Source organism: Cupriavidus sp. AU9028 (assembly GCF_019795295.1).
Classification (GTDB): domain Bacteria; phylum Pseudomonadota; class Gammaproteobacteria; order Burkholderiales; family Burkholderiaceae; genus Cupriavidus.
The window spans coordinates 23,326-36,050 of sequence record NZ_JAIMCG010000009.1 but is presented as its reverse complement, the minus strand read 5'-3'; the positions used below and the strand labels follow the sequence as shown (position 1 = coordinate 36,050).

Sequence of the window (12,725 nt, the reverse complement as noted above, 5' to 3'; positions counted from 1 at the left end):
ACGGACCGGGCCGCCGCTGCCACGGCAACGAGGCAGGGGCGGTTCGGCACGACTGGAGAGGAAGATATGGCCGGAACGAAAGAAATTCGAACCAAGATCAAGAGCGTGCAAAACACGCGCAAGATCACCAAGGCGATGGAAATGGTCGCCGCATCCAAGATGCGCAAGGCGCAGGAGCGGATGCGCAGCGCTCGTCCGTACGCCGAGAAGGTGCGCAATATTGCCGCGCACCTGGCAGCGGCCAACCCGGAGTTCCGTCACCCGTTCATGATCTCGCGCGACGTTCGCCGCGCGGGCCTGATCATGGTGACGACCGACAAGGGGCTGTGCGGCGGTCTGAATACCAACATCCTGCGTGCGGTCACGCAGGAACTGCGCTCGATGCAGAACCGCAATGTCGACGTGCAGGCGACGGCGATCGGCACCAAGGGCATGCAGTTCCTGAGCCGCATTGGCGCCCGGGTGGTGTCGCATGTCGTGCATCTGGGCGACACGCCGCATCTGGAAAAGCTGATCGGCGCAATCAAGGTCCAGCTTGACGCCTTCACCAATGGCGAGATCGACGCCGTGTACCTGGCGTACACGAAGTTCGTCAACACCATGCGTCAGGAGCCGGTGGTCGAGCAGCTGCTGCCGCTGGACGCGAGCCGTCTGAGCCAGACCGAAGAGGAAAAGCGCGCTTACTCGTGGGATTACATCTACGAGCCCGACGCCCAGACCGTAGTCGAAGAACTGCTGGTCCGTTACGTCGAAGCGCTGGTGTACCAGGCCGTGGCCGAGAACATGGCGTCCGAGCAGTCGGCGCGCATGGTGGCCATGAAGGCGGCGTCCGACAACGCCAAGAACGTGATTGCAGAACTGCAGCTGGACTACAACAAGACCCGCCAGGCAGCGATCACCAAGGAACTGTCGGAAATCGTCAGCGGTGCAGCAGCCGTTTAAGCGACTGGGCGTCAAGTATTCAAGCTATCGGAGATACAAATGAGTATCGGAAATATTGTGCAGTGTATTGGCGCCGTGGTGGACATCGAGTTCCCCCGCGACGCGCTGCCGAAGGTGTACGACGCGCTGGTGCTGGAAGACGGCAATGAAGCGTCGTTCGCCGAGAAGGGCCTGACCTTCGAAGTCCAGCAACAGCTGGGTGACGGCGTGGTCCGTACCATCGCGCTGGGTTCGTCCGACGGCCTGCGCCGTGGCATGAGCGTGAAGAACACCGGCGCGCCGATCTCGGTGCCGGTCGGCCACGGCACGCTGGGCCGCATCATGGACGTGCTGGGCCGTCCCATCGACGAAGCCGGCCCGATCGCCGCGGACGAACTGCGGGCGATTCACCAGCACGCGCCGAAGTTCGACGAACTGTCGCCTTCGGTCGACCTGCTCGAAACCGGCATCAAGGTGATCGACCTGGTCTGCCCGTTCGCCAAGGGCGGCAAGGTGGGCCTGTTCGGTGGCGCCGGCGTCGGCAAGACCGTCAACATGATGGAACTGATCAACAACATCGCCAAGCAGCACAGCGGCTTGTCGGTGTTCGCAGGGGTGGGCGAGCGTACCCGTGAGGGCAACGACTTCTACCACGAAATGAAGGACTCGAACGTGCTCGACAAGGTGGCCATGGTGTTCGGCCAGATGAACGAGCCGCCGGGCAACCGTCTGCGCGTCGCGCTGACCGGCCTGACCATGGCCGAGCGCTTCCGCGACGAAGGCCGTGACATCCTGTTCTTCGTCGACAACATCTACCGCTACACGCTGGCCGGTACCGAAGTGTCGGCACTGCTGGGCCGTATGCCTTCCGCCGTGGGCTATCAGCCGACGCTGGCTGAAGAAATGGGCAAGCTGCAGGAGCGCATCACGTCGACCAAGACCGGCTCGATCACCTCGATCCAGGCCGTGTACGTGCCTGCCGATGACTTGACCGACCCGTCGCCGGCAACGACCTTCCTGCACCTGGACTCGACCGTCGTGCTGTCGCGTGACATCGCCGCGCTGGGTATCTACCCGGCCGTCGATCCGCTCGACTCGACCTCGCGCCAGCTGGACCCGCAGATCGTCGGTACCGAGCACTACGAAGTGGCCCGCCGCGTCCAGCAGACGCTGCAGCGCTACAAGGAGCTGCGCGACATCATCGCGATCCTGGGCATGGACGAACTGTCGCCGGAAGACAAGCTGGCCGTGGCGCGCGCCCGGAAGATCCAGCGTTTCCTGTCGCAGCCGTTCCACGTCGCGGAAGTGTTCACCGGCTCGCCGGGCAAGTACGTCCCGCTGAAGGAAACCATTCGCGGCTTCAAGATGCTGGTGGACGGCGAGTGCGATCACCTGCCGGAGCAGGCGTTCTACATGGTGGGCTCGATCGACGAAGCATTCGAGAAGGCCAAGAAGCTCCAGTAAGCCTTGCCAGACGACGGTGGCGCATTCCCTGCGCCACCGTGTGTAGCGAAGCCACTGGACAAAGGAATTCACATGGCAACCATTCTTGTAGACGTCGTCAGCGCGGAGGCGTCGATCTTCTCCGGGCAGGCGAGGTTCGTGGCGCTGCCGGGCGAGTCGGGTGAGCTGGGCATTCTGCCGGGCCACACGCCGCTGATCACGCGCATCCAGCCCGGTGCGGTCCGGATCGAGAAGGAAGACGGCAGCGAAGAGTTTGTGTTCGTTGCCGGCGGCATTCTGGAAGTCCAGCCGCGCCACGTGACGGTGCTGGCCGACACGGCGATTCGCGGTGGCGACCTGGACGAAGCCAAGGCACAGGAAGCCAAGCGTGCTGCCGAGGAGCTGCTGCAGAACCAGAGCAGCGAACTCGATCTGGCTCGTGCGCAAAGCGAACTGGCGGTGGCCGCTGCGCAGCTTGCTGCGATCGCGCGTCTGCGCCGGAAGAAGTAAGGCGGCCGCCGGAGCGCTCCAGACGGCGCGCTTCGGCCGGTACGTTGCGTTTTTGCAGCAAGTACCGCTTGCGGCATAAAAAAGCAGCCAATCCGGCTGCTTTTTTTATACGCGCGCTGTATCCTTTCAAACCAATAACACAAAAAAAAGCGCGCGGGCCGGGGAGGCGCCGCGCGGACGGGAAAATCCCTTCGAGGGGTCAATTCGAAGGAACGGGTTCGGTCAGAACAAGCCGCTGGGCGATCATCAGGACAACCTCCTGCGTCACGGCCGGCAGATCATGTCAGGCATGGCCATCAGCGATCCTGTCGCGCGATGCCATTCCATCTTGCCTGTCAGTCAAACTTCCTCGCCGTCGCGGTCTTGAAGGCCGGGGACGGTGTCTCTTGCCGAGTGGCGTTCTGTCAAAGCATTGTCAGGTAAAACCTCCCCGCTTGGCAGTAACAAAGTGTATCGGTTTGCAAGTAGTTGAAAGCGAAATCGCCGGTTATGTCGCTAAAACGGCAGCCGATTGCGTATAGTTGGTGCGAAAGCGCACGCTTTTTGCGTTTCAACGGGGCCGACGGCCACAGCCGCGCATCGCGCGAGGCTGGCCGAACCGTAACGTTCCCGTAACCACTGCGCGCCGAACCTTGCGTCCTTCCCCTCGCCGCTGGCACGCGCCGCAGTCCCAACGTTACACTGGGCGCCTTTCCTGATTCCGGAACGCACGTGGCCATCGATCCTGAACTCCGTCGCTATTACGAAGCGCTGGCCGAGCGCTATGCCGGGCAGCCGTCACCCGCCGACGCGGGGCAACGGCGCCAGCGCTTCGAAGAGGTGGCCGCGCTGTCCGTGTCGGCCGATCCCGACGATGTCGACGCCGACGAGGTTTCGATCGACTTGCCCGGCCGGACGCTGGAGGCGACGCTGTTCCGGCCACGGCAGGTCGAACGACCGCGCCTGCTCGTTTACTTCCACGGCGGCGGGTGGGTAGTCGGCTCGCGCCGCACCCATGGTGTTGTGGCCGCGCACCTGTGTGCCGATACCGGTTGCGCCGTCGCGAGTGTGGACTATCGGCTGGCCCCGGAACATCCGTACCCGGCGCCATGCGACGATGCCTTCGAGGCCCTGCTGTGGTTTGCCGGGCAGCGGGAGGCGCTGGGCCTCGACACCGGGTTCCTCGCCGTGGGCGGGGACAGCGCCGGCGGACACCTGGCGGCGCAGGCCGCACGGCGGGCCAACGCCGGCCAGACCGCGCGGGTGGCTGCACAACTGCTGGTCTACCCCGTTGCTTCCCCGCGCATGTCGACCGAGAGCTATCGCGCGTTCGCGGACGGCCCAGGGCTGACCCGCGACGAGATGGCCTGGTATTGGACGCAGTACGCGGGCAAGGAACGGCTGGCCGCCGAGCAGGCGCTGCAGGATCCGCTCCTGCATCTGATGGCGCCGCCCGCGGACGGCGAGCGCCAGGGCATGCCCCCTGCCAGCGTGGTCGTGGTGGCGGCGCACGACGTGCTGCGCGACGACGGACTGGCCTACGCCGACCACCTGGTTCGCGAAGGCGCGCCGGTGGTCACCATCGAGGCGGGCGGCATGACGCACGGCTTTGCCCGTCTTCAGCCGCACTCGACGCGCGCGCGGGAATGGATGCGCCGCGCGGGGCAAGCCTTTGCCGCGCTGATCGAGGAGGAGTAGCGCGCCGCGGGATTTTCGGCACGGTCATCCCGTAGAATGGCGGGCTGACGAGGGATGACCATGACCGCACTGCAGAACGATACTTTCCTGCGCGCACTGCGCCGGCAGCCGACCGAGTACACCCCGCTGTGGCTGATGCGCCAGGCGGGCCGCTACCTCCCGGAATACAATGCGACCCGTGCGCGGGCCGGCAGCTTTCTGGGTCTGGCCAAGAATCCGGCGTTTGCGACCGAAGTCACGTTGCAGCCGCTGGACCGCTTTCCCCTCGATGCGGCCATCCTGTTCTCCGACATCCTGACGGTGCCGGATGCCATGGGGCTCGGGTTGTCCTTTGCGCAGGGCGAGGGTCCGCGCTTCGCCCATCCATTGCGCACGGAAGCGGACGTGGCGCGGCTGGCGGTTCCGGATATGGCGAACCTGCAATATGTCTTCGATGCCGTGACGGAGATCCGGCGCGCGCTGTCTCAGGACGGCAAGCAGCGGGTGCCGCTGATCGGCTTCTCCGGTAGCCCATGGACGCTGGCCTGCTATATGGTCGAAGGCGGCGGTTCGGACGACTTCCGTACCGTCAAGGCAATGCTGTACGGCCGGCCCGACCTGATGCACCGGATCCTGGACATCAACGCACAGGCCGTCACCCACTATCTGAATGCGCAGATCGAGGCGGGCGCGCAGGCAGTGATGCTGTTCGATACCTGGGGCGGCACGCTGGCCGACGGCATCTACCAGACGTTCTCCCTCGATTACCTGGCGCGCGTGGTTGGGCGCCTGCAACGGCAGCGCGATGGCGAGACGGTGCCGGTCATCGTTTTCACCAAGGGCGGTGGACTGTGGCTGGAGCAGATTGCCGGCATCGGCGCGGACGCCGTGGGTCTGGACTGGACCGTCAATCTGGCCTCGGCGCGCCGGCGCACGGCTGGCAAGGTCGCGCTGCAGGGTAACCTGGATCCGAGCGTGCTGTTCGCGCCCGAGCAGGCGATCCGCGAGCAGGTACGCCGGGTTCTGGACGACTACGCCGCGGGCGGGGGCAGCGACGGGCATGTGTTCAATCTTGGCCACGGCATCTCGCAATTCACGCCGCCCGCCAGCGTGGAAGTCCTGGTGGACGAGGTGCACGGCTACAGTCGGCGGCTACGCCACGGCCAACGGTAAGCGGGGCTCGCCGCAGTGCTGGGAAGTGCGTGCGTCGCTACATCGTGGTGCAGGACTGTGCGTGTGTGTGGCTGATTTTGCGCTGTCAAGGCTTGACTTATGCACAAAGATGGGCTTGCCGCACTGCACGACCGCCGGCCCCGGCACCGGCTTGGCGCCCAGCAGCTAAGTGTTTGATTTTTCTGGCTTTGTAGAGTTTGACCCAGAGGCGTGGATTGCCCGCAAACCCTTGTGGCACGCGCCTTTCCGGGCAGCGGAGGCAAGTTTTCAACAAAGTTATCCACAGCCGCTGTGGAGAGGCGGGAAAACCCCTCCTGTATCATCGACTTAGGCCGGCATTTCAAGTTTTACTTTAAGTTCTTGCTGCGGTGCGAGAGCCTTGTCCTTCACCTGACTGGCGCATCCCCGTTGCTCTTGCCGGCGCGCCTGCTTCCCGTCCGCACCGATCCTTTCCCGTAGCAACGCGTCGATCCACCATGTCCCATCCGGCCGCCGCGCCCGTCTCCGGCACCCTAATGAAGTCTGGCGACCCCGCCGCAGGCGCAGCGGGGGCCGCCGGACTGGTACGGGTTGCGCTCGACACGCCGGCCGACGACGCGTTCGACTACAGCACACCGCCAGGCCCCGCGCCCGGAGCAGGGGAGCTGGCGGTGGTGCCGTTCGGGCGGCGCTCGGTGGCGGCAGTGGTACTGGGCGGCATCGCCAGCACCGACGTGCCGCATGACAAATTGCGCGAGGTCTCGGCGCGCGCCGGCTGGCTGCGACCGCTGTCGGCACAATGGCTGGCGATGATGCGCTTTGCCGCCAGCTACTATCACCGGCGGCTGGGCGAGGTGATGCTGCCCGCGCTGCCGCCCGGCCTGCGCGATCCGGAAGGTTGGGGGCGGCTGGCCGCCCGTACGCGGACCGAGCGCTACCGGTTGGCGCCTGGCTGCGCCGACGCGCTGCTCGCCGCCGTTCCTGCTCGCGCCCGCTCGGTACGGGCATTGGCGCTGGCGCTTGTGGCGGCCAGCGAGCGCAACGAGTCGCTGACGCAAGACGACGCGCGTGCCCTGTGCACCGCGGCGCCGGCGCGCCTGGCAGAGTGGGTGGCGCAGGGATGGCTACAGGCGCAGGGCATCGACCGGCCGTTGCTGGACACCGCTCCCCGGCAAGCCGAGTCGGCAGACACGCCGACCACGCCGCCGCCGCTGAATGACGAGCAGCGGTCTGCCGTGGAGCAGATTGCGCAGGCCAGCGCGTTCACGCCCTTCCTGCTGCATGGCGTGACGGGCAGCGGCAAGACCGAGGTGTACCTGCACGCGATCGCTGCCGTGCTGGCGCGCGAGCCCGATGCGCAGGCGCTGCTGCTGGTGCCCGAAATCAACCTGACACCCCAGCTGCGCGAGCGTGTGGCGTCGCGCTTTCCCGACCTGCCGGTGGCGCTGCTGCACAGCGGCATGGCGGACCAGGAGCGGACGCTGCACTGGATTGCCGCGCACCGGGGCGAGGCGAGGATCGTGCTCGGCACGCGGATGGCGGTGCTGGCGTCGCTTCCGGGCCTGAAGCTGATCGTGGTCGACGAGGAACACGATACCTCCTACAAGCAGCAGGAGGGCTTGCGCTATTCTGCGCGCGACCTGGCGGTCTGGCGCGCCAAGCAGCTGGGCATCCCGATCGTGCTGGGCTCGGCCACGCCATCGATGGAGAGCTGGTGGCGTGCGGAGCAGGGCGCCTACCGCAAGCTGGTGCTGCGCGAGCGGGCCCAGGCGCAGGCGGTGCTGCCGTCGGTGCGGCTGATCGACCTGAACCACGAGCGGCAACGGCAGCGCCAGTTGTTCGAGGGGCTGTCGGCGCCGCTGTTGCAGGGCATCGAGCAGCGGCTGGCGCGCGGCGAACAAAGCCTGCTGTTCCTGAACCGGCGCGGGTACGCGCCGGTGATCGCCTGCGACAGCTGCGGCTGGCTGTCGGGCTGTTCCCGTTGCTCGGCCTACCTGGTGCTGCACCGTCCGGAGCGTTGCCTGCGCTGCCATCATTGCGGGCTGGAGGCGCGCGTGCCCCATCATTGCCCGGACTGCGGCAACGTGGACATCGCCCCGCTCGGACGGGGCACGCAACGAATCGAGGAAGCGCTGGCCGCGCGCTTCCCGCAAGCGCGCATCGCGCGCATCGATGCCGACTCGACCCGCCGCAAGGGCAGCGCCCAGGCGATGTTCGACGAGGTCCACGCGGGCGAGGTCGACATCCTGGTCGGCACCCAGATGATCGCCAAAGGGCATGACTTCCAGCGGGTGACGCTGGTGGGCATCGTCCATCCCGACGCCGCGATGTTCAGCCATGACTTTCGCGCCGCGGAACATCTGTTCGCCTCGCTGATGCAGGTATCGGGCCGCGCGGGCCGGGCCGGCCTGCCGGGCGAGGTACTGATCCAGACCCGCTACCCGGATGCGCCGGCGCTACAGGCGCTGCTGCGGCACGACTACGACGGCTTTGCCGCTGCCCAGCTGCGCGAGCGGCGCCAGGCCGGCTTGCCGCCCTTCGTCCATCAGGCCTTGCTGACGGCCGAGCACCGCGAGCTGGAGCGCGCGCTGGCGTTCCTGCGCGCCGCCGGGGCGCTGCTTGCCGAGGACGAGGACGGCAGCAGCAGCGAGATCTTCGTGCAGGATCCGGTGCCGATGTCGATGGTTCGTATCGCCGGACGGGAGCGCGCGCAGATGCTGATCGAGAGCGGAGCGCGCGCCGCCCTGCAGCGATTCCTGTCCGGCTGGACGGACCGCTTGCCGCAGGTCGCCGCCGAGGTGAAAGGGGTGCGCTGGCAGCTGGAGATCGACCCCCTGCGGATCTGATCGGTAAGGTTGCACCCTGGGCGGGCGGGTTAACCCCATGGTTGCAATTGGTTGCACCTTTGACTGCCCCGGGAGTAAGATCGCGCCAGCCTGGCGGGTCGCAGCGATGCGGACTCGCTCGTCCCGTTCCCTTCCGGAGTATTCCTGCATGGCAGCCACCACCCTGGGCGTCAAGCTTGACGACGCTTCCCGCGAGCGCCTGAAGCGCGCCGCGCAATCGATCGACCGTACGCCGCACTGGCTGATCAAGCAGGCGATCTTCTCGTACCTGGAGCAGATCGAGCAGGGGCAGGCGCCCTTCGCTGGCGCGGAGACGCGCGACGACGGCGAGGCCGGCGAGACGGGGGAAACGGCGGCTGACGCCCCGCCCCAACCGTTCCTGGAGTTCGCGCAGAGCGTGCAGCCGCAGTCGGTGCTGCGCGCTGCCATTACCTCCGCCTACCGCCGGCCCGAGACCGAATGCGTGCCGGTGCTGCTGGAGCAGGCGCGCTTGCCCAGGGCGCAGGCCGACGCCGCGATGGCGATGGCGCGCAAGCTGGCGCAGAAGCTGCGCGACCAGAAGGTGGGCACCGGCCGCGAAGGGCTGGTGCAGGGGCTGATCCAGGAGTTCTCGCTGTCCTCGCAGGAGGGCGTGGCGCTGATGTGCCTGGCCGAGGCGCTGCTGCGCATCCCCGACAAGGCGACGCGGGACGCGCTGATCCGCGACAAGATCAGCGGCGCCAACTGGCAGTCCCACCTTGGCCAGAGCCCGTCGCTGTTCGTCAATGCGGCGACCTGGGGCCTGCTGCTGACGGGCAAGCTGGTCTCCACCCACAACGAGGCGGGACTGACCACGGCGCTGACGCGCATCATCGGCAAGGGCGGCGAGCCGCTGATCCGCAAGGGCGTGGACATGGCGATGCGCCTGATGGGCGAGCAGTTCGTCACCGGCGAGACGATTTCCGAGGCGCTGGCCAACGCGCGCAAGTACGAGGCGCAGGGCTTCCGCTACTCCTACGACATGCTGGGCGAGGCGGCCATGACGGAGGCCGATGCGCAGCGCTACCTGGCGTCCTACGAGCAGGCCATCCGTGCGATCGGCCAGGCCTCGCGCGGCCGCGGCATCTACGAAGGGCCGGGCATCTCGATCAAGCTGTCCGCACTGCATCCGCGCTACAGCCGCGCGCAGCACGAGCGCGTCATCGGCGAGCTGTACGAGCGGCTCAAGTCGCTGACGCTGCTGGCGCGCGAGGTCGACATCGGCATCAATATCGATGCCGAGGAAGCGGATCGCCTGGAAATCTCGCTGGACCTGCTGGAGCGGCTCTGTTTCGAACCGGAACTGGCCGGCTGGAACGGCATTGGCTTCGTCGTGCAGGCCTACCAGAAGCGCTGCCCGTTCGTGATCGACTACGTGATCGACCTGGCGCGCCGCAGCCGCCATCGCCTGATGATCCGCCTGGTCAAGGGCGCCTACTGGGACAGCGAAATCAAGCGTGCGCAGATCGACGGCCTGGAGGGGTATCCGGTCTATACGCGCAAGGTCTACACCGATGTGTCGTACGTCGCCTGCGCGCGCAAGCTGCTGGCGGCGCCCGACGCGATCTACCCGCAGTTCGCCACGCACAACGCGCACACCATGTCGGCGATCTACCAGATCGCCGGTCACAGCTATTACCCCGGCCAGTACGAATTCCAGTGCCTGCACGGCATGGGCGAGCCGCTGTACGAGCAGGTGGTCGGCCCGGTGGCGGACGGCAAGCTGAATCGGCCCTGCCGCATCTACGCGCCGGTCGGCACGCACGAGACGCTGCTGGCCTACCTGGTGCGCCGGCTGCTGGAGAACGGCGCCAATACCTCCTTCGTCAACCGCATTGCCGACGACACCGTGTCGCTGGACGAGCTGGTGGCCGACCCGGTGATGCAGATCGAACGGTTGCACCGGGACGAGGGCGAACTGGGCCTGCCGCATCCGCGCATTCCGCAGCCGCGCCACCTGTACGGCGACAAGCGCGCCAATTCCGCCGGCCTCGATCTGTCCAACGAGCATCGCCTCGCTTCGCTGTCCTCGGCGCTGCTGCACGGCACCAGCGAAGTGCTGACGGCTGGTCCGCTGCTGGGCAGCGAAGCGCCCGGCGGCGGCGAGACCGCCCCGGTGCGCAATCCCGCCGACCATCGCGACATCGTCGGCCACGTGACCGAAGCCAGTGCCGCCGACGTCGAGGCCGCGCTGCAGGAGGCCGTCAATGCCGCGCCAATCTGGCAGGCCACCATGCCGGAGGACCGCGCCGCGGCGCTGGAGCGCGCCGCCGACCTGATGGAAGCACAGATGCAGCCGCTGATGGGCGTGATCATGCGCGAGGCGGGCAAGACCTTCTCGAACGCGATCGCGGAAGTGCGCGAGGCGGTGGACTTCCTGCGCTACTACGCGGTGCAGGTGCGCGAGCGCTTCTCCAACGACACGCACCGGCCGCTGGGCCCGGTGGTCTGCATCAGCCCGTGGAATTTCCCGCTGGCCATCTTCACCGGACAGGTCGCCGCGGCGCTCGCCGCGGGCAACACGGTGCTGGCCAAGCCGGCCGAGCAGACCCCGCTGATCGCCGCGCAGACGGTGCGCCTGCTGCGCGAGGCCGGCATTCCCGCGGGGGCGGTGCAGCTGCTGCCCGGACGCGGCGAGACGGTCGGTGCGGCGCTGGTCGGCGATACCCGCGTCAAGGGGGTGATGTTCACCGGCTCCACCGAAGTCGCGCGGATCCTGCAACGCAATCTGGCGGGGCGCCTGGACGCCGCTGGCCGTCCGGTGCCGCTGATCGCGGAAACGGGCGGACAGAACGCGATGATCGTCGATTCGTCGGCGCTGGCCGAGCAGGTGGTCGCGGACGTGGTGTCGTCCGCCTTCGATTCGGCCGGCCAGCGTTGCTCGGCGCTGCGCGTGCTGTGCCTGCAGGAGGATGTGGCCGACCGCGTGCTGGAAATGCTCAAGGGCGCGATGGCCGAGCTGACCATGGGCAATCCCGACCGGCTGTCCACCGACGTGGGTCCGGTGATCGACGAGGAGGCGCGCGCCGGCATCGTCGGCCATATCGAGGCGATGCGGGCCAAGGGCCGGCGCGTGCATCAGGTCGATGCGGAAGCGGCGCAGTCGCCGGCTTGCCGCAATGGCACCTTCGTGCCGCCGACGCTGATCGAGCTGGACAGCCTGCACGAACTGAAGCGCGAGGTGTTCGGCCCGGTGCTGCACGTGGTGCGCTTTGCCCGCCCGCAGCTCGATGCGCTGCTCGACGACGTCAATGGCACCGGCTATGGTCTGACCATGGGCGTGCACACCCGTATCGACGAAACCATCGACCGCATCGTGCGGCGCGCGCACGTCGGCAATCTGTATGTGAACCGCAATATCGTGGGCGCGGTGGTGGGCGTGCAGCCGTTCGGCGGCGAAGGGCTGTCCGGCACCGGTCCGAAGGCGGGCGGCCCGCTGTACCTGCACCGGCTGCTGTCGGTCTGTCCGCAGGACGGCCTGGTACAGGCGCTGCGTGCCGAGGATCTGCAACGCGCCTCGGAAAGCGGTCCGCTGCTGGCCAGGGAGGCGGCGGCGGCGTGGACGGCACTGAGCGAGTGGGCGAACACGATGCCGGGCCTGGGCGAACTGTGCGACCGTTTCCATGCCGCCTCGCCGTCCGGCCGCACCATCACGCTGGCCGGTCCCACCGGCGAGCGCAATACGTACACCGTATCGCCGCGCGTGGCGGTGCTGTGCCTGGCGCAGAACGAAGCGGACCTGGCCACCCAGCTGGCCGCGGTGCTGGCGGTCGGTTCCACCGCGTTGTGGGCCGACGACGCCACTGCCCGTGCCTTGCATGCGCGCTTGCCCAAGGCAGTACAATCGCGCGTCCGCCTGGTGGCCGACTGGAGTGCAGAGGACGTGTTCTTCGACGCCGTGCTGCATCATGGCGATTCGGACCAGCTGCGCGCGGTCTGCGAGCGGGTCGCGCAGCGCCAGGGGCCGATCGTCGGCGTGCAGGGCCTGAATCACGGCGAAAGTGCGATTGCGCTCGAACGCCTGCTGATGGAGCGCGCGCTGTCGGTCAACACGGCCGCCGCGGGCGGCAATGCGAACCTGATGACGATCGGCTGACAGGAAAGCCGGCGCGATCGTCCGGGTGGAGAACGCGGTGCGGCGGCGATCCCGCCGCCCGTGACAAGAAGGCGTGGCCCGCA

The 12,725-nt window shown here is 67.4% G+C and carries 7 protein-coding genes; all 7 read left to right on the top strand.

Annotated features, from left to right (window positions below; translation table 11 throughout):
- Nucleotides 1–66: 66 nt before the first annotated feature.
- The 7 genes from atpG to putA all read left to right on the top strand — a co-directional run bounded on the left by atpG (nt 67) and on the right by putA (nt 12,642).
- Nucleotides 67–942, top strand: coding sequence for a F0F1 ATP synthase subunit gamma (gene atpG, locus K6V06_RS11655; protein ID WP_222243571.1), 876 nt, complete (start codon nt 67–69; stop codon nt 940–942).
- Nucleotides 943–981: 39 nt separating this feature from the next.
- Complete coding sequence (gene atpD, locus K6V06_RS11650; protein WP_222243570.1) at nt 982–2,385, top strand: F0F1 ATP synthase subunit beta; 1,404 nt, start codon at nt 982–984, stop codon at nt 2,383–2,385.
- Between the two features lie 72 nt (nt 2,386–2,457).
- Nucleotides 2,458–2,874, top strand: a complete 417-nt coding sequence (locus K6V06_RS11645) for a F0F1 ATP synthase subunit epsilon (RefSeq protein ID WP_222243569.1) — start codon at nt 2,458–2,460, stop codon at nt 2,872–2,874.
- 711 nt (nt 2,875–3,585) lie between these two features.
- On the top strand, nt 3,586–4,551 hold the full coding sequence (locus K6V06_RS11640) for an alpha/beta hydrolase (RefSeq protein ID WP_222243568.1): 966 nt from the start codon (nt 3,586–3,588) through the stop codon (nt 4,549–4,551).
- Between the two features lie 60 nt (nt 4,552–4,611).
- Nucleotides 4,612–5,703 carry a uroporphyrinogen decarboxylase gene (gene hemE, locus K6V06_RS11635; protein WP_222243567.1) on the top strand — a complete coding sequence of 364 codons (1,092 nt, stop codon included), beginning with the start codon at nt 4,612–4,614 and terminating at the stop codon, nt 5,701–5,703.
- Nucleotides 5,704–6,218: 515 nt separating this feature from the next.
- Nucleotides 6,219–8,528, top strand: coding sequence for a primosomal protein N' (locus K6V06_RS11630; RefSeq protein ID WP_222243784.1), 2,310 nt, complete (start codon nt 6,219–6,221; stop codon nt 8,526–8,528).
- Nucleotides 8,529–8,676: 148 nt separating this feature from the next.
- Nucleotides 8,677–12,642 carry a trifunctional transcriptional regulator/proline dehydrogenase/L-glutamate gamma-semialdehyde dehydrogenase gene (gene putA / locus K6V06_RS11625; protein ID WP_222243566.1) on the top strand — a complete coding sequence of 1,322 codons (3,966 nt, stop codon included), beginning with the start codon at nt 8,677–8,679 and terminating at the stop codon, nt 12,640–12,642.
- The last annotated feature ends 83 nt before the right edge of the window (nt 12,643–12,725 follow it).

Excerpts from the sequence above, each read along its gene's own strand:
- atpG (WP_222243571.1), top strand. The coding sequence starts at position 67 with ATGGCCGGAACGAAAGAAATTCGAACCAAGATCAAGAGCGTGCAAAAC.
- atpD (WP_222243570.1), top strand. The coding sequence starts at position 982 with ATGAGTATCGGAAATATTGTGCAGTGTATTGGCGCCGTGGTGGACATC.
- K6V06_RS11645 (WP_222243569.1), top strand. The coding sequence starts at position 2,458 with ATGGCAACCATTCTTGTAGACGTCGTCAGCGCGGAGGCGTCGATCTTC.
- hemE (WP_222243567.1), top strand. The coding sequence starts at position 4,612 with ATGACCGCACTGCAGAACGATACTTTCCTGCGCGCACTGCGCCGGCAG.
- K6V06_RS11630 (WP_222243784.1), top strand. The coding sequence starts at position 6,219 with ATGAAGTCTGGCGACCCCGCCGCAGGCGCAGCGGGGGCCGCCGGACTG.
- putA (WP_222243566.1), top strand. The coding sequence starts at position 8,677 with ATGGCAGCCACCACCCTGGGCGTCAAGCTTGACGACGCTTCCCGCGAG.